19 protein-coding genes are annotated in these 23520 nt (G+C 61.3%); all 19 read left to right on the forward strand.

Annotated elements, in window-relative coordinates:
* Positions 1 to 456: a low molecular weight protein-tyrosine-phosphatase gene (locus tag AWB64_RS17985; protein WP_060856797.1), complete on the forward strand. Its 456-nt coding sequence runs from the start codon at positions 1 to 3 to the stop codon at positions 454 to 456.
* The gene (locus AWB64_RS17990; RefSeq protein WP_060856798.1) at positions 450 to 1625 is read left to right on the forward strand and encodes a polysaccharide biosynthesis/export family protein; all 1176 of its coding nucleotides are present in this window, start codon (positions 450 to 452) and stop codon (positions 1623 to 1625) included. The genes AWB64_RS17985 and AWB64_RS17990 overlap by 7 nt, the downstream gene beginning before the upstream one ends.
* 32 nt (positions 1626 to 1657) lie before the next feature.
* The gene (locus tag AWB64_RS17995) at positions 1658 to 3883 is read left to right on the forward strand and encodes a polysaccharide biosynthesis tyrosine autokinase (protein ID WP_060856799.1); all 2226 of its coding nucleotides are present in this window, start codon (positions 1658 to 1660) and stop codon (positions 3881 to 3883) included.
* Positions 3884 to 3910: 27 nt separating this feature from the next.
* On the forward strand, positions 3911 to 4897 hold the full coding sequence (locus tag AWB64_RS18000; RefSeq protein WP_060856906.1) for a glycosyltransferase family 2 protein: 987 nt from the start codon (positions 3911 to 3913) through the stop codon (positions 4895 to 4897).
* A gap of 56 nt (positions 4898 to 4953) precedes the next feature.
* Entirely contained in the window at positions 4954 to 6093 is a 1140-nt protein-coding gene (locus AWB64_RS18005; RefSeq protein ID WP_060856907.1) for a glycosyltransferase, read from the forward strand.
* A 3-nt stretch (positions 6094 to 6096) separates the two neighbouring features.
* Positions 6097 to 7626 (forward strand): glucose-6-phosphate isomerase, encoded by a 1530-nt coding sequence (locus tag AWB64_RS18010; RefSeq protein ID WP_060856800.1) that lies wholly within the window; start codon positions 6097 to 6099, stop codon positions 7624 to 7626.
* Positions 7623 to 8825: a glycosyltransferase family 4 protein gene (locus tag AWB64_RS18015; protein WP_060856801.1), complete on the forward strand. Its 1203-nt coding sequence runs from the start codon at positions 7623 to 7625 to the stop codon at positions 8823 to 8825. The genes AWB64_RS18010 and AWB64_RS18015 overlap by 4 nt, the downstream gene beginning before the upstream one ends.
* Before the next feature lie 53 nt (positions 8826 to 8878).
* On the forward strand, positions 8879 to 10045 hold the full coding sequence (locus tag AWB64_RS18020) for a glycosyltransferase family 4 protein (RefSeq protein ID WP_060856802.1): 1167 nt from the start codon (positions 8879 to 8881) through the stop codon (positions 10043 to 10045).
* A 739-nt stretch (positions 10046 to 10784) separates the two neighbouring features.
* A complete protein-coding gene (gene purN / locus AWB64_RS18025; RefSeq protein ID WP_060856803.1) occupies positions 10785 to 11435 on the forward strand; it encodes a phosphoribosylglycinamide formyltransferase in 651 nt (216 codons plus the stop codon).
* Positions 11432 to 12733 carry an RsmB/NOP family class I SAM-dependent RNA methyltransferase gene (locus AWB64_RS18030; protein ID WP_060856804.1) on the forward strand — a complete coding sequence of 434 codons (1302 nt, stop codon included), beginning with the start codon at positions 11432 to 11434 and terminating at the stop codon, positions 12731 to 12733. Before purN ends, AWB64_RS18030 begins: the two co-directional genes overlap by 4 nt.
* Before the next feature lie 278 nt (positions 12734 to 13011).
* The gene (locus AWB64_RS18035; RefSeq protein WP_060856805.1) at positions 13012 to 14208 is read left to right on the forward strand and encodes a DesA family fatty acid desaturase; all 1197 of its coding nucleotides are present in this window, start codon (positions 13012 to 13014) and stop codon (positions 14206 to 14208) included.
* Between the two features lie 152 nt (positions 14209 to 14360).
* Entirely contained in the window at positions 14361 to 15491 is a 1131-nt protein-coding gene (gene nadA / locus AWB64_RS18040; protein ID WP_060856806.1) for a quinolinate synthase NadA, read from the forward strand.
* Positions 15492 to 16379 (forward strand): carboxylating nicotinate-nucleotide diphosphorylase, encoded by an 888-nt coding sequence (gene nadC / locus AWB64_RS18045; RefSeq protein ID WP_060856807.1) that lies wholly within the window; start codon positions 15492 to 15494, stop codon positions 16377 to 16379.
* 330 nt (positions 16380 to 16709) lie between these two features.
* Positions 16710 to 17564 (forward strand): transporter substrate-binding domain-containing protein, encoded by an 855-nt coding sequence (locus tag AWB64_RS18050; protein WP_341845227.1) that lies wholly within the window; start codon positions 16710 to 16712, stop codon positions 17562 to 17564.
* A gap of 84 nt (positions 17565 to 17648) precedes the next feature.
* A complete protein-coding gene (locus AWB64_RS18055; protein WP_060856809.1) occupies positions 17649 to 18371 on the forward strand; it encodes an ABC transporter permease in 723 nt (240 codons plus the stop codon).
* A gap of 27 nt (positions 18372 to 18398) precedes the next feature.
* Complete coding sequence (locus AWB64_RS18060; RefSeq protein WP_060856810.1) at positions 18399 to 19169, forward strand: ABC transporter permease; 771 nt, start codon at positions 18399 to 18401, stop codon at positions 19167 to 19169.
* Positions 19170 to 19183: 14 nt separating this feature from the next.
* Positions 19184 to 19975, forward strand: a complete 792-nt coding sequence (locus AWB64_RS18065) for an ABC transporter ATP-binding protein (protein ID WP_060856811.1) — start codon at positions 19184 to 19186, stop codon at positions 19973 to 19975.
* 60 nt (positions 19976 to 20035) lie between these two features.
* A complete protein-coding gene (locus AWB64_RS18070) occupies positions 20036 to 21574 on the forward strand; it encodes an HAL/PAL/TAL family ammonia-lyase (protein ID WP_082850534.1) in 1539 nt (512 codons plus the stop codon).
* A gap of 261 nt (positions 21575 to 21835) precedes the next feature.
* The gene (gene hutU, locus AWB64_RS18075; RefSeq protein ID WP_060856812.1) at positions 21836 to 23518 is read left to right on the forward strand and encodes a urocanate hydratase; all 1683 of its coding nucleotides are present in this window, start codon (positions 21836 to 21838) and stop codon (positions 23516 to 23518) included.
* Positions 23519 to 23520 lie beyond the last annotated feature (2 nt).

Genomic DNA, 23520 nt, shown 5'->3' on the forward strand with positions numbered 1-23520 from the left:
ATGTTTCAAAGCGTCTTGATTGTCTGCCATGCGAATGTCTGCCGGAGTCCGGTCGCCGAGATGCTGTTTCGCGCGCACGCGGCGCGGATGACAGCCACGCATGCGAGACACGGGATCGAATTCAGCTCTGCAGGGCTCGTTGTTCAAGAGGGCCGCACTATCGATTCAACCATGTCGCGCCTGCTGATGGAACGCGATGTCGATTCATCGGGGCACGCAGCACGCCAGCTCGATCGCGCCATGGCGCGCGCCGTCGATCTGATTCTGGTGCCCGAGCGCAAGCACATCGCCGCGATTGAAGAGATGGAACCGGTCACGCGCGGCAAGGTGCATCTGCTCGGCAAGTGGGAGGACGCTGAAGTGGCCGATCCTTATGGCCGCCATGAAACCGCCTATCGCGAGAGCTTCGGGCTTATTGAACGTCTGGTCCAGGGATGGCTGAATAAAATATGGTGAACCGGTCTCTAGCTTTTACTGTTTCCGCGGTCTTTTCGCTGACGACTTTTCTGTCGGCTTGCGGCGCGCTGCCGGGTTATAGCCTGAACACATCGCGCCTGCAGGACAACGATCCCACGCCGACGGCGACCTATCCGGTGCGCCTGATTTCGGCAGACGTCATCCTGCAGCAGAACCGTCCGGCGACAGCCGCGCCATTGCCGCCTGCGCGGTTTGCCGACCCTGCGCAGTATGTTTATCGCGTGGCGCCGCAGGACATTATTGGCATCACCGTGTGGGATCATCCGGAGCTCACCACGCAGCAGGGGCAGACCTTGTCGGCGGGCGGCAACACCACGCAAACCGTGGCCGGCGCGCTCGCGCAGCCGTACACCACGGCGTTGCCGGGCCAGGCCGATCCGTTCGGGCAGACCGTGTCGCCCGACGGCACCATCTTCTTCCCGTTTCTCAACAAGGTTCACGTGGCGGGCAAGACCGCGGGCGAGATTCGCGATCAGCTTGCCGCGGCTTTGTCGCCGTATTTGAAAAAGCCTCAAGTCGATGTGCGCGTACTCGCGTACAGAAGCCAGAAGGTGTCGGTGACGGGTGAAGTAAAGGCGCCCGGGCCGCTTGCAATGAGCGACGTGCCGCTCACGCTGGTCGATGCCATCACGCGTTCCGGCGGCACGACGGCGGACGCCGACCTGCAGCGCGTGCGCCTCACGCGCAACGGCAAGCTGTATCAGCTCGACGCGGATGGCGTGCTCGATCGAGGCGAAATAGATCAGAACGTGATGCTTCAGGCAGGTGATATCGTCAACGTCCCCGACCGAACCGACAGCCGCGTGTTCGTGATGGGCGAAGTCAAGACGCCGTTGCCTGTGTCGATGATGAAAGGCCGCCTCACGATCGCTGACGCGCTGACGCAAGCCGGCGGCATTCTGGATACCGACGCGAACGCGCGGCAGATCTACGTGGTGCGCGGCGCGCGCGAGAAACCTGAATCGCCCGATATCTACAGGCTCGACCTGACCCAACCGGACTCCCTGCTGCTGTCCACGCAGTTCCGGCTGCAACCGCTCGATGTGGTGTACGTGGGCACGGCCGGCTCGGTGCAGTTCAACCGTCTAGTCAACCAGGTCCTGCCGACGTTGCAGACCATCTTCTACCTGAAGCAACTGACGCGCTGATCGTCATGACGCGTCAAATCAACAGGGATTGAATCGTGAGCACGCCAGCACATTCCTATCAGGGCAAGACAGAAGAAGAGGACGTCGTTCTCGGGCAGTTGCTGCAGGTGATCATCGACGACATCTGGTGGCTCGCCGGGATCGCAGCGTTTATTGTGCTCGCGGCGGGCGCGTATTGCTATGTCGCCAAGCCTGTGTATTCCGCCGATGCGCACGTGCGTGTCGAGCAGTCCGACAACACGTCGCAAGCGCTCACGCAGACGCAGACCGGCGCGGCTATCGGCAATTCGTCGGGCGCGCTGCCAACCGATGCGGAGATCGAGATCATCAAGAGCCGCGGCGTGGTCGCGCCGGTCGTCACACAGTGCAAGCTCAATTTCTCCGTGACGCCGATGACCGTGCCGCTGCTGGGCAGTCTCGCAGGGCGTCTCGCGACGCCAGGCAAGCCGTCGAAGCCGTGGCTCGGCATGACGTCTTACGCGTGGGGTGGCGAGCAGGCCGCGATCGATTCCATTGAAGTCGTCCAGCCGCTGGAAGGGCAGAAGCTCACGCTGACCGCGCTTGCCAACAAGCGTTATTCGCTCGCGACGCCTGATGGACGTCAGTTGCTTGAAGGCACGGTCGGCACGATGGAAAGCGGCAATGGCGTGAACATCAACGTGGCGAAACTGGTCGCGCGTCCGGGCACGCGGTTCACCGTGGTCCGTGCCAACGACCTCGACGCCATCGCTTCGTTCCAGTCGGGCATCACGGTCGCGGAACAGGGCAAGGCGACGGGCGTGATCCAGATATCGCTCGAAAACGGTGACCCGGCGCGCGCTGCGGAAATTGCGAACGCGCTGGCCGATTCGTATCTGCATCAGCACATAGAAAGCAAGCAAGCCGATGCCGAAAAAATGCTCGCGTTCCTGAAGAGCGAGCAGCCACGTCTGAAGGGCGATCTGGAGCATGCGGAGGCTGCGCTCACCGAGTATCAAAGCAAATCCGGCTCAATCAATGCAAGCGATGAAGCCAAGGTTTATCTTGAAGGCAGCATCAGCTACGAAGCACAAATCTCAGGGCTCAAGTTGCAGATCGCAACGTTGAACCAGCGCTACAACAGCGCGCATCCGGCGTTGATTGTCGCGCAGCAGCAGTTGAGCCAGCTTGAAGCGGAGCGCGCGCGTTTTGGCGAGCGCTTTCGTAACCTGCCCGCATCGGAAGTGAAGGCCGTGTCGCTGCAACGCGACGCGAAAGTGGCCGAAGACATCTACGTGCTGCTGCTCAACCGCGTGCAGGAGTTGTCGGTGCAGAAGGCGGGCACGGGCGGCAACGTGCATATAGTCGATGCCGCGCTTCGCCCGGGCGCGCCGATCAAGCCGAAGAAAGTGCTGATCATGTCGGCTGCGGTGATCCTGGGAGTGATCCTTGGCACGGGCTTTGTGTTCCTTCGTCGCGCGATGTTCAAGGGCATCGTGGACCCGGACAAGGTCGAGCGTCTGGCAGGTTTGCCGCTGATCGGGCTCGTGCCGTTGAGCGTGGAACAAGTGAAGCTCGACGCTGAAGCGAAGCGCACCGAGCGCGACCGCGATCGTGTCCTGCCAATTCTCGCGACCATGCGCCCGAACGATGTCTGCGTGGAAATCATGCGCAGCTTGCGCACGTCGCTGCAATTCACGCTGATGGAAGCACGCAACCACACCGTGATGTTGACGGGGCCGGCATCGGGCGTAGGGAAGAGTTTTCTGGCGGTGAATCTGGCGGTGCTGCTGGCGGCATCGGGCAAGAAAGTGCTGCTGATCGACGCTGACATGCGGCGCGGCAAGCTCGAGCGTTCGTTCGGTCTCGAGCGTGCGAACGGACTGGCTGAACTGCTTGCCGGAACCATCGGCCTGGAACAGGCGATTCGCACCACGCGCACGCCGTTGCTCAGTTTCATGCCTGCGGGCAAGCGTCCGGAGAATCCTTCGGAACTGCTGATGTCGCCGCGCCTGCAGCAGTATCTGGATGGCCTCGGGCGTGTCTATGACGTGGTCTTCATCGATACCCCGCCGGTTCTCGCGGTCACGGATGCATCGATTATCGGCAAGCTGTCGGGCAGCAACTTCCTTGTGATGCGCTCGGGCGCACACAACGAAATGGAAATTTCCGACGCCATCCGGCGTTTGCGTACAGCGGGCATTCCGCTTGCCGGCGCGATCATGAACGGCATGGCGCAGCGCTCGCGCGGCTATAACCGCGGGCACTATGCGGCGGTTGAAGACTACCTGAACGTTTGACGCATCGGAGCGCGCATGACATCGACCCTGACCATCTCCGTGCTGGTTCCAACGTATCGCCGTCCCACCGATTTGCAGCGATGCCTCGCGGCGTTGCGTGCGCAAGCGCGTCCGGCGAATGAAGTGCTGATCGTGGCTCGCCCTGAAGATGAGGCCACGCACTGCGCGATAGAAACTGAAATGGCCGCGCCTAATCCGTTCGAGTTGCGCGTGATCGAAACGGGACTGGGCGGTCAGGTTGCGGCGTTGAACCGCGGGCTCGATGCGGCGCGCGGCGATATTGTCGCGATCACCGACGACGACGCCGCGCCGCGCATCGACTGGCTTGCGCGCATTGATCATGCGTTCGCGAACGATGCTTCGCTCGGCGCGCTGGGCGGCCGCGACTGGGTCTTCGAGCGCGGCGCATTGCTCGATGGCGAACGGACCGAAGTCGGCCAGATCCGCCGCACGGGCAAGGTCATTGGCAACCATCATCTGGGCGTTGGCGAGCCGCGCGAAGTCTGGTTGCTCAAGGGCGCCAACATGATCTATCGGCGCGCGGCCGTGGGCGGTCTGCGTTTCGATACGCGCTTGCGAGGCAAGGGCGCGCAGCCTTGCAACGACTTGTCGTTTAGCTTGAGCGTGAAGCGCACGGGCTGGAAGATGGTCTACGATCCGCGCGTCGCGGTCGATCATTTCCCGGCAGAACGTTTCGATGACAACGGCCGCGACGCACAAACGCTAGGCGCGCTCGCCGACACCGCATACAACGTGCATCTGGTGCTGCGTGAACATCTTGGGCCGGTCGCGCGACATATTGCGTGGTACTGGTACGCGCTCATCGGCACGCGCGCGATGCCGGGATTCGCGCACACGCTGCTCGCGCTCGCACTCACCCGCGATACCGCTTGCTGGACGCGTTATCGCGCCATGCGCCGGGGCGCGCACGACGCCCGCCGCGACGCGCAGCACGAGCCTGCGGCCTACGCGCTCGCCATGCGCGGCCATTCCGATGGAGCGAAAGCCGCATGAGCCGCGTATCGAGAGTCCGCAATACCAAGCAGCACGGCGACGCGGAGACTTCCTTCGTGCAGCCGACGAAGGTCCACGTTCATCTTTTCTATGGCGCGGACCCGCGGTTTTATCGAAAGGGCGAGAACATCGGTTGCCTTTATGGGTATCACCATGCGGAGTCGCCGGAACTGGCGCTGACGTATTCCCGCGATGAACCCGAGAACAAGATCGTGCGTCTCGTGAGACGCGGATTAAAAGCGGCGCTCGGCTTCGACTTCATCCATACGTGGCGCAACCGCGCCGAGATACTGAATTCGGATGTGGTGTGGACGCATACGGAACACGAGCATTTATCGGCGGCATTGTTGCTCTTGATAAAAGGACGCGCGCGCGGCAATCCGATGTTGCTCGCGCAAAGCGTCTGGCTCTTCGATAAATGGGCGGGTTTTGGCGCGTTAAGAAAGTTCTTTTACAGGAAACTGCTCGCACGCGCCGATGTACTGACCACGCATGCCACGGAGAACGCACAAATGGCGCGCGACTATCTGAAGCGTGACGTGCAACAGGTTTTCTACGGCATCAATCCGCGCGACTTCCCGCTGCTGGAACCGGCTGCGTGGCAACCGAACACGCCCGTTCGGATCGGTGCGATTGGGAATGATCGCGACCGCGACTGGGAGTCGCTCGTGAAGGCATTCCGCCAGAATCCGGCGCATGAGGTGCGCATAGCGACGCGCCGGCGGGTATCGAAGGAACTGCATGCCGGCAATGTGAAAATCGCGCCCGCCATTGGTCTCAAGGCAGCGCGTGAACTCTACGACTGGGCCGATGTGATCGTCGTGCCGTTGCGGCATAACACGCATGTATCGGGTATTACGGTCGTGCTGGAAGCGGTCGCGTTGGGCAAGCCGGTGATTGTCTCCGACGTCGGTTCATTGCGCGATTATTTTGGCTCGGAACATGTGTTCTATGTGCCGCCGCACGACGTGCAGGCGTTGCAGCGAACGCTTGATGTAATCGTCGCCAATCCCGCGCTTGCGTTGCAGCGCGCGCAGGCGGCGAGCCGTCATTTTGCGGCGCGCGATTACACCACGCGTCAATTTGCAATGCAGCATGTGCGCATCACGCAGGACTTCATGCATAGGGTGCGCCCGGTTGAGGCTCCGTTGCATGCGGACATTGGCAACGTTGCGCCTTCGCGTGGAGCAAACTGAACGATGAGCACGCCGGCCGCACCGCGCACGCCGAAGTTCATCGCCGATCTGATCGAGAACGGCGGGAAGCCCGCGCGTGCCGGATTCCTTGGCCTGTTTCGCGACGACCCCAAACATTGGGTGCCGCAGACCGGATTCTGGGCGTTCACGCTGCTGCTCATACTTGCGCATCAGGGCACGATCCTGACGCTTGCGTTTCCGTTTTTATCGACCGCGGTTGGCCTTTGGCTTTACTTCAAGAGTCCCGCGCGGTACATCGGCTTCGTGTGGTGGCAGTGGTTCCTGAGTCCCGAAGTGCGACGCCTCGCCGACTACGCGAAGGGCGGCTTCACGCCAACCAGCCTGATCCAGATCGCGCCCGTGGTCGTCACCATGATCTGCGCGCTGACCGTCGTGCGGCATTACCGCGTGCTTGCCGAGCGGCGCGGCTTGCCGGTGCTCCTGATTCTTTTGGGGCTCGCCTATGCGTACTTGATCGGCGTGATGTCAAATGGCCCGATGGCGGCGACCTACGACCTCGCTGCATGGCTCTATCCGGTACTGATCGGCTTTCATATCATGGTCCATGCACGCGAGTATCCGAAGTATCGCCAGGCGATCCTCGATACCTTCATCTGGGGCATGCTCTTCATGGGCGGCTACGGCCTCGTGCAGTTCTTCGTCATGCCGGCGTGGGACGCCATGTGGATGATCGGTTCGCAAATGGCGTCGCAGGGCGACCCCGTGCGCCTCGGCGTGCGCGTGTTCAGCACCATGAATTCATCAGGCCCGTTCGCACTCGCCATGATGGCCGCGCTCACCTTCACCATGGCCGGCACGCAGAGCGTGCGCTGGCTCGCGGGCGGTCTTGGTTTCATATCGTTCGGACTATGCATGGTGCGCTCGACATGGGGCGGCTGGGTCATCGCCATGGTGTTGCAACTGATCAAGGCAAGCAACAAGGTGCGCGTGCGGATTTTGATTGGCGCGGTGGTGCTGGTGGCGCTCTCCGTGCCGCTGCTCACCTTCGGTCCGATCGCCGACAAGATGGCGACGCGCCTGCAGTCGATCACCAATCTCAGCGACGACAACAGCTACGCCGCGCGCAACGAGTTCTACGCATCGTTTGCCAAAACCGCTTTCACCGATGTATCCGGCGAAGGATTCGGCGCGACCGGCGCGTCGACCAAGCTGTCGAGTTCCAACGGCGACCTCGGCAAATACGGCAGCTTCGACAGCGGCGTGATGAACGTGCCGTTCGTGCTCGGCTGGCCGGGTTCGCTGATGTATCTCGCGGGGCTTGGCCTGCTGCTGATGCGCGCCTTTCGCGCTTCGTTCTCGCTGCGCGACGACAAATACGCGCAAGCCTCGTTGAGCGTGGCGTTTGCGATTGTCGGCATGCTGGTCTTCACCAACACGTTCACGTCGATTGGCGGAATGATCCTTTACATGGGCCTGTGTTCCGTCCTTGCCGCACGCCACCACATGCGGCTCGAAAAGAGGCGGGCGCGCGCGCTCTTCGAACAATCCATTCCACAAAAGGCACTCCGATGAGAATTGCCATCGTCACCCATGTCGTGCGTCATAACGACGGGCAAGGCCGCGTGAACTATGAGATCGCGCGTGCCGCGCTGGCGGAAGGCCATCAGGTCACGCTGCTCGCGTCTCACGTGGCGCCGGAACTGGCCGCCGAACCGCGTTTGAAGTGGGTTGAGATCAAGGTCGGACGCTTCTGGCCGACAAAGCTTTTCAAGCAGCAGGTTTTCGCGCTGAAGACCGCGATATGGCTGAAGAAACATAAAAAAGAATATGACGTGTTGCATGTGAATGGGTTCATATCGTGGGCCAGAGCCGATGTGAACACCGCGCACTTCGTACATGGCGGGTGGCTGCGCAGTCCTTATTATCCGTTCAAACTGACCGGCGGCTTGTGGTCCGCTTACCAGGTTCTTTATAGCCGCGTGAACGCAAGGCTCGAACATTGGGCCTATCAACGCTCGAAGGTCATTGCGGCGGTGTCGGAGAAGGTCGCTGTCGAGATTCGTGCGAATGGTACGGATAGCGAACGGATTGAAGTCGTCTATAACGGTGTGGACACAAGCGCGTTCGTAGCGGCGCGGCGCGCGGGCAGCGACCGGGCGTCGTTCTCGCTTCCCGGCGATGCCTGTCTGCTCCTTTTCGTTGGCGACCTGCGCACACCGCGCAAGAACCTCGATACCGTTATGAAAGCGCTGTTGCAGCTTCCATCCAACGTTCATCTGGCGGTCGCCGGCTACATTCCGGGCAGTCCCTATCCCGAAGAAGCCAAGGCGCTTGGCATTGGCGAGCGCGTGCATTTTCTTGGACTTGTGAAGAACATGCCAACGCTCATGCATTCGGTCGATGCCTTCGTCTTTCCCTCGCGATACGAAGCCATGAGCCTGTCGCTGCTCGAAGCGCTCGCGGCCGGCTTGCCGATCATCACGGCGAAGACGGCAGGCGGGGCGGAGATTATCGACACGGATTGCGGCATCGTGCTCGACGATCCAGACGATGCAACCGCGCTCGCGGGAGCGATTGCCAAACTCGCCGATGCGCCGGATTTGCGCCGCGAAATGGGCGCTGCCGCCCGCTTGCTGGCTGACCAGTTCGGCTGGGCGCGAATGGCGCGGCGCTATCTGGATTTGTATCGCGGCTTTGCGAATCAGGCGGGTGCCACGGCAACATCGAGCGATGTCCAGCAGGTCGAAGGCGGAGCCGCGAAGGCCGTATAGCGCGCTTCCGGCGCTGTCGTTATCCATTAACATTATTGAGCGGGGTCGGTGATATGAGCACACAAGCCATCAAGTCGCTGCAGATCGGGATGCATTGGTTTCCTGAGCGCGCGGGCGGTCTGGACCGCATGTATCACACGCTGGTTGGCGCGTTGCCGGGTGCGGGCGTCACGGTGCGAGGCGTGGTTGCCGGGTCGGCGCGGGTTGCCGCCGATACCGAGGGTGCCATTCGCGGTTTCGGCCCGGCGGCGCAGTCGTTGCCGCGCCGCTTGATGGCGGCGCGCCGTGCGTTGCGCGCTTCGTTGAGCCGTGAGCGGCCTGACGTGGTCTCGTCGCATTTCGCGCTTTACACGTTCCCTGGTCTCGATGTGACCCGTGGCATTCCGCAGGTTTCGCATTTCCAGGGGCCGTGGGCTGACGAGAGTCATGTGGAGGGTGCGGATTCCATTGGACAACGAACCAAGCGCATGCTTGAGCAGCGTGTGTATGCGCGTTCTACGCGGCTGATTGTTTTATCGGAGGCATTTGGCGAGATCTTGCAGTCGCGTTATTCCATACCTGCTGAGCGGATTCGCGTGGTGCCGGGATGTGTCGATGTCTCGCAGTTCAACTTGCCGTTAAGTCGTGCCGATGCGCGGCGGCGCTTGCAGTTGCCGCAGGATCGTCCGGTGGTGCTGGCTGTGCGGCGGCTCGTGCGGCGCATGGGGCTGGAGGATCTGATTGAAGCGATGAAGCGCGTGAAGGCGAAGCAGCCGGACGTGTTGTTGCTGATCGCGGGGAAGGGGCGGTTGGCTGAGGAGCTGCAGGCGCGCATCACGGACGCTGATCTCGACGATAACGTGCGTCTTCTGGGGTTCGTGCCGGATCGGCATTTGGCGGCGCTTTATCGGGCGGCGGATGTGAGTATTGTGCCGACTGTGGCGCTTGAGGGGTTTGGGTTGATTACGGTGGAGTCACTGGCCTCGGGGACGCCGGTGCTTGTGACGCCGGTGGGCGGGTTGCCGGAGGCGGTGGCGCCATTGTCAGGGAATCTTGTGTTGGCTTCTACTGGCGTTGATGCTATTGCTGACGGGTTGATCGGTGCACTCGATGGGTCGCTTGTTTTGCCAAGCGAGCAGGCATGTCGGGCATATGCCAAGGCGAATTTCGATACGCCGGTTATCGCCCGGCGGGTGGCTTCTGTTTATAGCGAAGCTATTGAGGTGGGGGTTTTGCATTAGAGGGGCGGGGTGGGGTAGGGACCTGCTTTTTAGGGCTTTGCGCGTTCCCTGCTCGTTGTTCCTCTTTAACACTGTTAGCCACTGTCCGTGGCGGGACTTCATTTCTTTTTCCAACGGCGAAAAAGAAACGAAGCAAAGAAAACGCCTTACAACCGCTAATTCTTAAAGAGACCAAGCGTGCATTTATATCTGCTTGGGACTTCAAAAGAACCCTCGACGCCATAACCACCAGCACCTGAAACCCTTCCCCTCCGGACCGCTACATCCACACGCTTCGCCACCCGTGTTCTCGGGCAAGCACACAACCCCACGAAACCAGTACGGCCAAACACCCCATTTGCGTGCAAGCACGCAAATGGGCGCGCGCTGCGCGCCGCGTTTTCCGGTTTGACGGCTACTCACACTGGTGGCGAAGCGTGTGGGTAGCCGTAAACGGAGCGGGAGGGGTTCAACTGTCCGGGGTTATGCGCTGAGCGTTCTTTTGAAGTCCCAAGCAGATGTCCGTGCACGCTTGGTCTACTTAAGAATTGGCGGTTGAAAGGCGTTTTCTTTGCTTCGTTTCTTTTTCGCCGTTGGAAAAAGAAATGAAGTCCCGCCACGGACAGTGGCCAACAGTGCTAAAGAGGACCAACGAACACGGAACGCGCGCAGGCGCAAAAAGCAGGCCCCCACCCGCTACCCCGGGCGAAAGCACCAAAAACCCCCAATTCCCGCCAATCCCAAATGATAAAATCCCCCGATGAAAAAAATCGTCATCCTGATTTCCGGACGGGGAACCAACATGGAAGCCGTCGCACGGGCATGCGTGCGCGAAGACTGGCCGGCGCGGGTGGCAGCTGTCATCTCGAACCGTCCTGACGCCGCTGGTCTCGCATTCGCAACGGCCAACGGCATCGAAACAAAGGTGGTCGATCATCGCGAATTCGAATCGCGCGAAGCATTCGATCAAATACTTGCACGCACTATCGACAGTTTCGAACCCGATCTCGTCGTGCTCGCCGGTTTCATGCGCGTGCTGACCAACGCGTTCGTTGAACACTACGCGGGACGCATGATCAACGTTCATCCGTCGCTGCTGCCATGCTTTCCAGGGCTCAAGACGCATCAGCAAGCCCTCGACGCCGGCGTCCAGATCCACGGCGCAAGCGTCCATTTTGTCACGCCAACGCTCGATCATGGCCCGATCGTCGCGCAAGCGGCGGTTCCGGTCATGGCCGGCGACAACGCGGCCGCGCTCGCCAATCGAGTGCTGGCCGTGGAACACGTAATTTACCCACGCGCGGTGCGCTGGTTCGTCGAAGGGCGTCTTGCCATCGACGGCGAGCGTGTCGTGCTCACGCCACCAGAGCCGCAATGGCTCTTTGCCGACATTGCCGGGGAGGGCGTATGAGGCTTCATGGATTTTTGATAGGACAAACAGAGACGTTGCTCGCGGACGTATTGCGTTTCAGCGGTCCCGCTGACGCCGCCACCAGCCGTTTTTTCCGCGCACACCCGAAGCTCGGGCACAACGAACGCGGTGTAATCGCCGAAGCGGTGTTCGCGGTCTTGCGCCGAAAGATGGAGTTCTCGCATCTCGCGGAAAGCGGATCGGGCAACCTGGCGCGGCGTCTCGCGTTGCTGGGATTGATGCAGACGGCGGGTTTGTCGGCGGTAAAGCCGTTCATCTCCGCCGATGAATACCAGTGGCTCAACCAGGTATCGAAGATCGATCCGGGCAGTCTGCCGGTACGCGTGCGTACGAACTTGCCGCAGTGGATCTACGACGCCATGACCAAGCGTTTCGATACCGATGAACTAGCCCAGCTCGCCGCCGCGCTGAATTACCCGGCGCCGCTGGACTTGCGCGCGAACCCGATCAAGGCCACGCGCGATCAGGTTATCAAGACGCTGACGGAAGCGGGAATCGACGCCGGCGAAATGCCGTTCGCGCCTTATGGCGTGCGGGTGGACGGCAAGCCGGCACTGACGCGCCTGCAACCGTTCCAGGACGGCTGGATTGAAGTGCAGGACGAAGGCAGTCAGCTTCTTTGTTCGCTGGTTGCGCCCCGGCGTGGCGAAATGATCGTGGATTTCTGCGCGGGCGCGGGCGGCAAGACGCTGGCGCTCGGCGCAATGATGCGCTCGTCGGGCCGTCTCTACGCCTTTGACGTATCTGACCGCCGGCTCGCGAAACTCAAGCCCCGCCTGGCTCGTAGCGGTTTATCGAACGTGAATCCGGTGCTGATCGACAGCGAGCACGACGCCAAGATCAAGCGGTTGGCGGGCAAGATCGACCGTGTTCTCGTCGATGCCCCCTGTTCCGGACTCGGCACTCTGCGGCGCAATCCCGATCTGAAATGGCGTCAGTCGCCGGAATCGGTGGCGGAACTCACGCCGAAGCAGCTTTCCATCCTGACCAGCGCCTCCCGGCTGGTGAAAGTGGGTGGGCGTCTCGTATACGCCACGTGCAGCATGCTCGAAGCGGAAAACGAGGGCGTGGTGACTCAGTTTCTGGCCGCGCATCCCGGATTCAAGCTGGTACCGGCGAAAGACGTGCTGGCCGAACAGCGCATTGATCTCGATACGGGCGACTATCTGCAACTGTGGCCGCACAAGCACGGCACGGATGGTTTTTTCGCCGCCGTGCTCGAACGTTTGCCGGTTGCGGCAAAAGAAGCCCCATCCGAAGAGACTGTGGCGGAATAAGCGATATCTGCTTGCGATCCCCGCGGAATGAAGGTGATTCCGTGGGCAAGCTTACGAAACGGGGGCGATCCGTATTGCCCCCACTAAATCCGGCGACAAATCAGCGGTCAAAATTCCCGCTACCGTTGCGCAAAATCAAAATTTTCTCCTATCGACACAAAGACTTGGAACGCATGACGTAAAATGCCGTCGAACCACGTGCATATTCCTTTCATGCACCCAACAGCCGTCGATCTGTTTTCGTTCGGCTATTTTTTCCGCCTTTCAGGTAAATTGCCTTGCTGAACTCATCGCTTGAATTTCTCGCCAACGGATTGTTGAACCTCTCGTGGTGGCAGATATTGCTGTTCACGCTCGTGATGACCCACATCACGATCATCGGTGTCACCGTCTATCTGCATCGCTGCCAGGCGCACCGCGCGCTGGAACTGCATCCTGCCGTAAGCCACTTTTTCCGTTTCTGGCTCTGGATGACCACCGGCATGCTGACCGGCCAATGGGCCGCGATCCACCGCAAACACCACGCCAAGTGCGAGACCGAAGAAGATCCGCACAGCCCGCAAACGCGCGGCATCTGGAAAGTCCTGCTCGAAGGCGCCGAGCTTTATCGTTCGGAAGCCAAGAACGAGGAAACCATGCGCCGGTTCAGTCACGGCACGCCGAACGACTGGATGGAGCGCAATGTCTACACGCGTTATCCCATTCTCGGCATCAGCATCATGATGGTTGTCGACGTTGCGCTGTTCGGCATCGTTGGCCTGTCGGTCTGGGCCGTGCAGATGATCTGGATCCCGTTCTGGGCAGCCGGCGTGGTCAACGGGCTGGCTCACTGGTGGGGTTATCGCAACTTCAATTCGGCAGACGCCAGCACGAACATCTTCCCGCTCGGCATCCTGATTGGCGGCGAAGAACTCCATAACAACCACCACACGTACGCAACGTCGGCGAAGCTGTCGAACAAGTGGTACGAATTCGATATTGGCTGGATGTATATCCGCATCATGTCGGCATTCAAGCTGGCCAAGGTCAAGAAGATTGCCCCTACGCCGCGTCTGTCGGCATCCAAGCCAGTGCTCGACCACGACACGCTCCAGGCTGTTCTGTCGAATCGCTATGAAGTGATGGCGCGATACGGCAAGGCGCTCAAGCGCGCGTATCGTCAGGAATTGTCGAAGCTGAAAGACGGCGGCGCCACCGATAAATATCAGTTGATGCGCGGTGCGCGCAAATGGGCGCACAAGGAAGAAGCGGGTCTGGACGAACCGCAACGCCAGCAGTTGCCGGCCTTGTTCTCGGACAATCACAAGCTGCGCACATATGTTGAGTTGCGTCAGGATCTGGCCGCCATGTGGGATCGTTCCAACGCATCGCGCGAACAACTGCTCGCGCAGTTGCAGGACTGGTGCCACAGGGCGGAGCAAAGCGGCATCAAGGCGCTGCAGGATTTTGCATCTCGCCTGCGCCGGTACGCCTGAAGCGCAATCGAAGCGCGACCTGAAACGCAAAACCTTCGTCACTGATATCCGTTAAAATTTCATGACGTTACGAGACCCCGCTCTGGCGGGGTTTTGTCGTTTTGCAACGGTGTAAGTGCATGCCGTTTTCACGAGACTGGAGACAGCCAGTAATGGAACAGGCGATAAAAAGCGTCGAGTACGACCGGCCGCAAGGGCTGACCTGCGGCATCGGGCAGGCGTGGGCGAAAGTGCCCGATGCGCCGTCGCAGGCGGAAAAGCGCGAGTTGAAGGAACGCATCCGTTCGTTGCTCGTGCACGAGAAAGCGGTGCTGGTCGCGCATTATTATGTCGATGCCGAGTTGCAGGAACTCGCCGATGAAACCGGCGGCTGCGTAGCGGATTCGCTGGAAATGGCGCGCTTCGGGCGCGATCATGCGGCGCAAACGCTGGTTGTCGCGGGTGTGCGATTCATGGGCGAGACGGCGAAGATACTCAGCCCCGAGAAGCGTGTGCTCATGCCCGACCTGGACGCGACCTGTTCACTGGATCTGGGATGCCCGGCCGACGAATTCTCGGCTTTCTGCGACGCGCATCCCGACCGAACGGTGGTGGTCTACGCGAACACCAGCGCGGCGGTGAAGGCGCGAGCGGACTGGATGGTGACGTCGTCTATTGGCTTGGAGATCGTCGCCGATCTGCACGCGCGCGGCGAGAAAATCCTCTGGGCGCCCGACCGGCATCTGGGCTCGTATATTCAGAAGCAAACCGGCGCCGACATGCTGTTGTGGCAAGGCTCGTGTCTTGTGCACGACGAATTCAAGGGTATCGAACTCGACCTGCTGCGCCATGAATATCCCGATGCAAAAATCCTCGTTCATCCTGAATCGCCAGAGGGCGTGGTCGCGTTGGCGGACGTGGTGGGATCGACGACCCAACTGATCGACGCCGCCGTGAAGCTCGACGCCAAGCGCTTTATTGTTGCGACAGATCTCGGCATCCTGCACAAGATGCGGCTCGCGGCGCCGGGGAAGGAGTTTATTGAAGCGCCCACGGCTGGCAACAGCGCAAGTTGCAAGAGTTGCGCGCATTGCCCATGGATGGCCATGAACGGCCTCGCGAATCTCGCGGCGGTTCTCGAGCGCGGCAACAATGAGATTTTCGTGGACAGCGCGATCGGCGAGCGCGCGCGTGTTCCTATCGACCGGATGCTCGATTTCGCCGCGCGTCACAAGAAACGCGTTCAGGCGAGCGGCGATCTGGCGAAGGATGGTCCGTTGTTTTCAAACGTTGGAGCGGCGTGAATGTCTTCTGCAAGTCATCTGGTTTCCCCTTTGTTCGATGAAATCCGCACGCAATACGGCGCAGCCTTCGATCAGGTGCTGGAGCGCAATGTAACGGACGCGCTCGCGGAGGACATCGGGGACGGCGACCGCACCGGTCTGCTGGTTCCGGCGGGTATTGAACGCACGGCGCGCATTATCGTTCGCGAGGAGGCGGTGCTGTGCGGCGTGCCATGGTTCGAAGCTGTTATGCGGCGCGTGGATGCGGCTATTCGCGTGGAATGGCTCTATCACGAAGGCGCGCGCATGAGCCAGAATTCGCCCGTGGTAGTGCTGCGCGGCCCGGCGCGCGCGCTGCTGACGGCCGAGCGCAACGCATTGAATTTCCTGCAGTTGCTTTCCGGCGTGGCGAGCGCGACGCGGCGTTACGTCGACGCAATAGAAGGCACGCGTGCGCGCATCCTCGATACCCGCAAAACCTTGCCTGGCTTGCGTCTCGCGCAGAAGTACGCGGTTCGCGTGGGCGGTGGCGCGAACCAGCGCCTCGCACTCTACGACGGCATTCTGATCAAGGAAAACCACATTGCCGCAGCGGGCGGCGTGGGCGCGGCAATGGATGCGGCGCTTGCGCTGAATGCCGGCGTGCCCGTCCAGATCGAAGTCGAGACGCTTGAGCAGTTGGAAACGGCGCTGGCGCATCGGGCGGAATCGGTTTTGCTCGACAACTTCAGTTTCGACGCAATGCGCGACGCCGTTGGCCTGACGGCTGGCCGCGCGGTGCTGGAAGTATCGGGCGGGGTGAACTTCAGCACCGTGCGCACGATTGCGGAGACGGGCGTGGACCGCATTTCCATTGGCGCGCTGACGAAGGATGTTCGGGCCACCGACTATTCGATGCGGCTGGAATAAAGCCCCAACGCGGGGCGCGGCGGCTGTGGCGTGCAATGCGCCATGACCTTGCGCCTCGTTTCTTTTCTGCACTACGTCGTGTCTAGACAACTTTGTGACGTTCTCCACAAAGCGGGTTCATTCATCGACGAATCTTCCTCGCCATTCCTCGTAACACCCTCGTAAGCCTTGCCCGTCAAGCGTCTCGGTATTTTCCCTAACTTTTCGCACTTGCCAACAAAAACCGTTGCCAGTCCTTTTTGTTCAATGCATGCTTGTCTATACAAGTTGGCGATTCGCCAATCGGTCAAACACTCATTCTGGAAAAGTGGCTCAACTATGACAGGCAAAATGAACTTGCTGGCTCGGCTCGCGGCATCGGTGGCCGTGGGTGTCATCGCTTTCGGCGCTGTCAGCGCTCCGGCAAAAGACTGGAAAACCGTCACGATCGCCACGGAAGGCGCGTACGAACCGTGGAACCTGACCTTGCCCGGCGGCAAGCTCGGCGGCTTCGAACCGGAACTCATCCAGAACGTCTGCGACCGCATCAAGATCCAGTGCAAGCTCGTGACGCAAGACTGGGACGGCATGATCGCGGGCCTGCAGGCAGGCAAGTTCGACGTGCTCATGGACGCCATTTCGGTCACGCCCGAGCGCGAAAAGATCATCGCGTTCTCGCGGCCTTACGCGTCCACGCCCGCGGCGTTCGTCGCGTCCGGCGATGCGCCGGCCGCGCTCGCCAAGCAGCCGGGAGCCGGGCAAATCGTGAAACTCACCGGCGATCCGGCTCACGACAAAGCCACCGTCGACGCATTGCGCGTGGCGCTGAAGGGCAAGACCATCGGCATTCAGTCGGGAACCGTGTACACCAAGTTCATCGATACGAACTTCAAGGACGTCGCGACCATCCGCGAGTACAAGACCGCGCCGGAGCATGACCTGGATCTGGTGGCGGGGCGCATCGACGTTGCGTTCGATGACAGCACGTACTGGGCATCGGCGTTCGCCAAGCCGGAAAACAAGGGCCTGGCGTTCACGGGACCGAAGATCTCGGGACCGGTCTGGGGTCCGGGCGAGGCGCTCGCATTCCGTCAGTCCGATAAAGACCTGAAGGCCAAGTTCGACGAAGGTATTGCCGCGGCGCTCGCCGACGGCACAGTCAAGCGTCTCTCAATGAAATGGATGAAGGTCGACGCAACGCCTTGATGGCCTGCTGACCACGTCCACCAATCCGGCGGGCGCGCGAGGAAAACCGTGCGTCCGGCGACGCAACACCGCAGGAGACAAAAGATGAGTCTGGTTCAACTACTCGGTTTCGGCGAACAGGGCTGGGGCGCCGCATTGCTGGTCGCGCTCCTCATGACTGTATTGCTCACCATCGCCGCGCTTGCCGTGGGCGCCGTGTTCGGGGCAATGGTCGCATCGGCGAAACTGTCGCGCAGCCGCACGTTGCGGGTTATCGGCGATGCCTACACCACGCTGTTTCGCGGTATTCCCGAACTGCTGATCATCTATCTTTTCTACTTCGGTGGATCGTCTGTCGTGACCGCCGTTGGACAGTTTTTCGGCGCCGATGGGTTTATCGGCGTGCCGCCGTTCGTGGTTGGCGCGCTTGCCATTGGGCTGATTTCCGGGTCGTATCAGGCGGAGGTTTATCGCTCGGCGGTGCTGGCGGTGTCGCGTGGCGAGATCGAGGCGGCGCGCGCGATCGGCATGTCCACGCCGACCATGTGGCGGCGCGTGCTGATTCCGCAAGTCGTGCGTTTCGCGCTGCCCGGCATTGGCAACGTGTGGCAGTTGAGCCTCAAGGATTCCGCGCTGATCGCCGTGACCGGGCTTTCCGAACTGATGCGCACGAGCCAGGTCGCGGCCGGGTCGACGCATCAATACTTCACGTTTTATGTGGTCGGCGGCGCGCTGTACCTGATTCTCACGAGCCTGTCGAACCGTGTCTTCGATCGCGCTGAAGCGCGCATCGGCCGGTCGTTCCGCGGCACGCTCGCGCGCCACTAAGACAAACGTTCCCAGGCGACTCCGATCATGAACATCGATTTCGAATTTCTCGGCGATACGCTGTCGAAACTCCTTGCCGCCGTGCCGACCACGCTGGGGCTTTTCGTCGCCTCGCTGATTCTGGGCGGACTGCTTTCGCTCGTGATCGTCGCGATGCGCGTAAGTCCCATCTGGGCGCTCAACCGTTTTGCGCGCGGCTACATTCTGGTATTTCGCGGCTCGCCGCTCTTGATCCAGATGTTCCTGGTCTATTACGGGCTCGGACAATTTCACGCGGTTCGCGCGAGTTTCGTCTGGCCCGTGCTGCGTGAACCCTACGCGTGCGCCATTCTTTCGCTGGCGCTGTGCACGGCCGGATACACCGCCGAAATCATTCGCGGCGGGCTGCAATCCGTGCCGCACGGCCAGATTGAAGCGGCGCTCGCGTGCGGCATGTCGCGCTGGACCGTGTTGCGCCGGATCATCGCGCCGATCACGCTGCGCTACGCATTGCCCGCGTATTCGACCGAAGCCGTGCTGCTCGTCAAATCGACGGCGCTGGCGAGTCTCGTCACCGTGTGGGACGTAACCGGCGTCGCGCAGCAGATCATCCAGCGAACCTACCGGACCATGGAAGTGTTCATCTGCGCGGCAGCCATTTATCTCGTGCTGAATTTCATCATCGTGCGCGCGCTCGGGATGCTCGAAAAGAAGCTCTCGCCGCATCTGCGCGACCGTAACGGCACGGCGTCGAAGAAGTCCGCGCCTGCGTCGCTCAAGGCGGCCACCGCGTCGGGCAGCTCGGACATCGATTCCTGAATCAGGGAGAACTCATGAACACCAGCAATTCCATTGCGCTCTCGGCGAGCAATATCCACAAGTCTTTCGGCGACGCACACGTGCTCAAGGGCATTTCCCTCGACGCGCACGAAGGCGACGTGATCTCGATTCTCGGCGCGAGCGGCTCGGGCAAAAGCACGTTCCTGCGCTGTATCAACATGCTTGAAACGCCGGACGACGGGGAAGTGAAGCTGGCGGGCGAGGCTATCGAAATGAAACGTGGCCGCGACGGACGCCTGCAGCCGGGCAACCGCAAGCAGGTCGACCGGATTCGCTCGCAACTCGGCATGGTGTTCCAGAGTTTCAATCTCTGGTCGCACATGACAGTGATGCAGAACGTGATCGAAGGGCCGTTGCGCGTTCAGAAACGCACGCGCGCTGAATGTGTGGAAGAAGCCGAGCAACTGCTGACGAAGGTCGGCTTGTATGAAAAGCGCGACGCTTATCCCGCACATTTGTCGGGCGGCCAGCAACAGCGCGTCGCGATTGCGCGCGCGTTGGCAATGCACCCGAAAGTCATGCTCTTCGACGAACCCACGTCCGCGCTCGACCCCGAACTGGTCGGCGAAGTGCTGCGCGTGATGCGCGCGCTCGCCGAAGAAGGGCGAACCATGCTCGTCGTCACGCACGAGATGGGGTTTGCGCGGCATGTGTCGAACCGGGTGATGTTCCTGCATCAAGGACAAGTCGATGCCGAAGGCGCACCCGACGACCTTTTCAACGGCCGATGCTCGGAGCGCTTCCAGCAGTTTGTATCGAGTCATCATTCACGTACGGCTAATTGATTTGCAAGCGAGGTTGACGTGCTGGCCAGTTCCTTTTTACAAGCGCCATCGATTGAACCCATGGTCATCGGCGCCGGATCGAGTGAAGGTTTTGACCATGGATATGCGCCGGCCGTGGTGAATCTCGATGCACCGCTCGGCTGGCGCGACATCGCGCGGATTGCACATGGCGCGAAGCTGGTCTTGTCGCCCGAGGCACGCGCGCGTATCGATCACGCGCGCGCGCTGGTCGAGCAGATTGTCGAGCGCCGGATTCGCGCTTATGGCGTGAATACGGGCGTGGGCGCGTTGTGCGACGTGGTCGTGTCGCCGTCCGAACAACGCACGTTGTCGCGCAATATCCTGATGAGTCACGCGGTGGGCGTGGGCGAACCGCTGCGGCGCGAGGAGACGCGCGCGATCATCGCGGCGGCGGTGAACAACTTCGCGCACGGGCGCTCGGGCGTGCGGCTGGAACTTGTCGATCTGCTCGTGACGCTGCTCGACAGCGGCGCGATTCCCGAAGTGCCGGCGTTCGGTTCTGTCGGCTACCTGAGTCATATGGCGCATATCGCGCTCGTGCTGATTGGCGAGGGTTTTGTCCGCGATGACACCGGCCGCACCAGCGCGGCTCGCGCGTTGCAGCAGCTTGAGCGCGAACCGCTGGTGCTGGAGGCGAAGGAGGGCCTGAGCGTCGTCAACGGCACGCCGTGCGTGACCGGGCTCGCATCGCTCGCACTGGCACGCACCGAACGCCTTTTGCAATGGGCCGACACCATTTCCGCAATGACCTTCGAGAACCTGCGCGGGCAGGCCGCCGCGTTCGACGCCGATTCGCTCGCGCTGCGGATATCGCCGGGATTGGCTGCGGTCGGTGCGCATTTGCGCGAGCTTCTCGCCGATAGCGGGATCATCGCGGCGTCGTTTGGACGAATCACGCAGGACCCGCTGAGCTTGCGCACGATTCCGCATGTCCACGGCGCGGCGCGCGATGTGTTCGCGACCACCGCCGAAGTCGTGAACCGCGAGCTTGCTTCCGTCACCGATAACCCCGTCGTCACCGGCACGCTGGCCGCGCCGCGTGTGTTTTCGCAGGCGCATGCGGTAGGCGCGTCCATCGGCCTTGCGATGGACAGCCTGAGCACCGCGGTCGCCGAAGTGGCCGCGATGGCAGAGCGGCGTATCGACCGGCTGGTCAATCCGCTGGTGAGCGGCCTGCCCGCGTTTCTCGCCGATAGCGGCGGCACCTGTTCCGGTTTCATGATCGCGCAGTACACGGCGGCTTCGCTGGTCGCGCACAACCGGCGGCTCGCGATGCCGGCAAGCCTCGATGGCGGCATCACGTCCGGTTTGCAGGAAGACCATTTGTGCCACGCAACGCCGGCTGCGCTCAAGGCGCTGGAGATCATCGCCAACGCGGAACGTATCTTTGCCATCGAGTTGCTCGCGGCGGCGCAAGCCTACGACCTGCAACCCGCTGAACTGACGCGCGCGCCGAAGACCGACGCGGTGTATCGGAGCGTGCGGGCAGCGATCTCGCCCTATCGCGATGACCGGCCGCTCGCGGGCGACATTGCCGCCGCCGTCGCCTTCGTCTGCGAAGCCGCTCCGGCGTTTTAGCGCCCGCTGTATAGACAGATTCGCGCCGCCGCTCAAGGGCGGCGTTTGCATTGCTTTTGCGTCTCGGGCGCCGTTCAGCCTCGCTCTCATCTCATTAAAGTAAACCCCTAGTCGAATCGATAAACGACCGCTTGCGCTCCTTTTTATTTTAATTCAGACTTGTATATACAACTTGTCGACCGGCTCCGCGAGATTCATTGAAAGCCGCGCCACCGGCCTCAAGACACCGAATACTTTCCATCCCGTCCGAGGAGTGCTTTGATGAAAAACCACAATCCGCGTCCACTGCGCGCACCGCGCGGCACCGAACTCACGTGCAAGAGCTGGCTGACCGAAGCGCCGTATCGGATGCTGTTGAACAACCTCGATCCCGAAGTTGCCGAGAATCCGGACAAGCTTGTGGTGTACGGCGGTATAGGCCGCGCGGCACGCAACTGGGAGTGTCTCGACAAGATTCTTGAAACGCTGCAACGCCTGGAAAGCGATGAATCGCTGCTGGTGCAGTCGGGCAAGCCGGTTGGTGTGTTCAAGACGCATGCAGACGCGCCGCGCGTATTGATCGCAAACTCGAACCTCGTGCCGAAATGGGCGACCTGGGAGCATTTCAACGAACTCGACCGCAAGGGTCTTTTCATGTACGGCCAGATGACGGCCGGAAGCTGGATCTATATCGGCAGCCAGGGGATCGTGCAGGGCACGTACGAAACGTTCGTGGAAGCGGCACGCCAGCACTTCAACGGCAGTTGGAAAGGCCGCTGGATCCTGACGGCGGGCCTGGGCGGCATGGGCGGCGCGCAACCGCTCGCGGCAACGCTGGCCGGGGCGGTATCGCTGAATATAGAGTGCGACCAGACGCGTATCGACTTCCGTCTGCGCACGCGCTACGTCGATAAACAGGCGAAGGACATCGACCACGCGCTCGAACTGATCAAGCAGCACACGGAAGCGGGCGATGCAATTTCCATCGCGCTTCTTGGCAACGCGGCCGAAGTGCTGCCGGAACTCGTGCGGCGCGCCAAGGCGGGCGCCATCAAGCCGGACCTCGTCACCGACCAGACCTCGTCGCACGATCTGATCAACGGTTATCTGCCGGCTGGTTGGAGTCTGGAAAAGTGGCGCGCAGCGTCGCTGGATGCATCGCAACACGCCGAACTCAAGGCGGCGGCGCAACGCTCATGCGCCCAGCACGTCCAAGCGATGCTCGATTTCCACGCCATGGGCATTCCCGCGGTCGATTACGGCAACAACCTGCGCCAGGTCGCCTTCGATGACGGCGTGAAGAACGCCTTCGATTTCCCCGGCTTCGTGCCCGCGTACATCCGCCCGCTGTTCTGCGAGGGCAAGGGCCCGTTCCGCTGGGTGGCGCTTTCCGGCGATCCGGAGGACATCTACAAGACCGACGCCAAGCTGAAAGAATTGTTCCCGCACAACGCCGGCATGAACCGCTGGCTCGACATGGCGCGCGATCGCATTGCGTTCCAGGGTTTGCCGGCGCGGATTTGCTGGCTCGGCCTGGGCGAGCGCCACGTCGCCGGTCTCGCGTTCAACGAGATGGTGAAGAACGGTGAGCTCAAGGCACCGATCGTCATTGGCCGTGATCATCTGGATACGGGTTCCGTTGCAAGTCCGAATCGCGAGACGGAAAGCATGAAGGACGGCACGGACGCCGTGTCCGACTGGCCGTTGCTCAACGCACTTCTGAATACTGCTGGCGGCGCGACATGGGTCAGCCTGCATCATGGCGGCGGCGTAGGCATGGGATATTCGCAGCACGCGGGCATGGTGATCGTCGCCGATGGGACGGACGCCGCGCACAAGCGTCTTGCGCGCGTGCTGGTCAACGACTGCGCGTCCGGCGTAATGCGCCATGGCGACGCGGGCTACGAGCAGGCAATCGAATGCGCGAAGAAGTTCGGCCTCGACTTGCCGTTCATCACGACCTGAAG

Source organism: Caballeronia sordidicola (genome assembly GCF_001544455.2).
Classification (GTDB): Bacteria; Pseudomonadota; Gammaproteobacteria; order Burkholderiales; family Burkholderiaceae; genus Caballeronia; species Caballeronia sordidicola.

What these genes read in the sequence shown, in the direction of transcription:
- AWB64_RS17985 (WP_060856797.1), top strand. Translation starts at nt 1, where the DNA reads ATGTTTCAAAGCGTCTTGATTGTCTGCCATGCGAATGTCTGCCGGAGT.
- AWB64_RS17990 (WP_060856798.1), top strand. Translation starts at nt 450, where the DNA reads ATGGTGAACCGGTCTCTAGCTTTTACTGTTTCCGCGGTCTTTTCGCTG.
- AWB64_RS18010 (WP_060856800.1), top strand. Translation starts at nt 6,097, where the DNA reads ATGAGCACGCCGGCCGCACCGCGCACGCCGAAGTTCATCGCCGATCTG.
- AWB64_RS18015 (WP_060856801.1), top strand. Translation starts at nt 7,623, where the DNA reads ATGAGAATTGCCATCGTCACCCATGTCGTGCGTCATAACGACGGGCAA.
- AWB64_RS18020 (WP_060856802.1), top strand. Translation starts at nt 8,879, where the DNA reads ATGAGCACACAAGCCATCAAGTCGCTGCAGATCGGGATGCATTGGTTT.
- purN (WP_060856803.1), top strand. Translation starts at nt 10,785, where the DNA reads ATGAAAAAAATCGTCATCCTGATTTCCGGACGGGGAACCAACATGGAA.
- AWB64_RS18030 (WP_060856804.1), top strand. Translation starts at nt 11,432, where the DNA reads ATGAGGCTTCATGGATTTTTGATAGGACAAACAGAGACGTTGCTCGCG.
- nadA (WP_060856806.1), top strand. Translation starts at nt 14,361, where the DNA reads ATGGAACAGGCGATAAAAAGCGTCGAGTACGACCGGCCGCAAGGGCTG.
- nadC (WP_060856807.1), top strand. Translation starts at nt 15,492, where the DNA reads ATGTCTTCTGCAAGTCATCTGGTTTCCCCTTTGTTCGATGAAATCCGC.
- AWB64_RS18050 (WP_341845227.1), top strand. Translation starts at nt 16,710, where the DNA reads ATGAACTTGCTGGCTCGGCTCGCGGCATCGGTGGCCGTGGGTGTCATC.
- AWB64_RS18055 (WP_060856809.1), top strand. Translation starts at nt 17,649, where the DNA reads ATGAGTCTGGTTCAACTACTCGGTTTCGGCGAACAGGGCTGGGGCGCC.
- AWB64_RS18060 (WP_060856810.1), top strand. Translation starts at nt 18,399, where the DNA reads ATGAACATCGATTTCGAATTTCTCGGCGATACGCTGTCGAAACTCCTT.
- AWB64_RS18065 (WP_060856811.1), top strand. Translation starts at nt 19,184, where the DNA reads ATGAACACCAGCAATTCCATTGCGCTCTCGGCGAGCAATATCCACAAG.
- AWB64_RS18070 (WP_082850534.1), top strand. Translation starts at nt 20,036, where the DNA reads ATGGTCATCGGCGCCGGATCGAGTGAAGGTTTTGACCATGGATATGCG.
- hutU (WP_060856812.1), top strand. Translation starts at nt 21,836, where the DNA reads ATGAAAAACCACAATCCGCGTCCACTGCGCGCACCGCGCGGCACCGAA.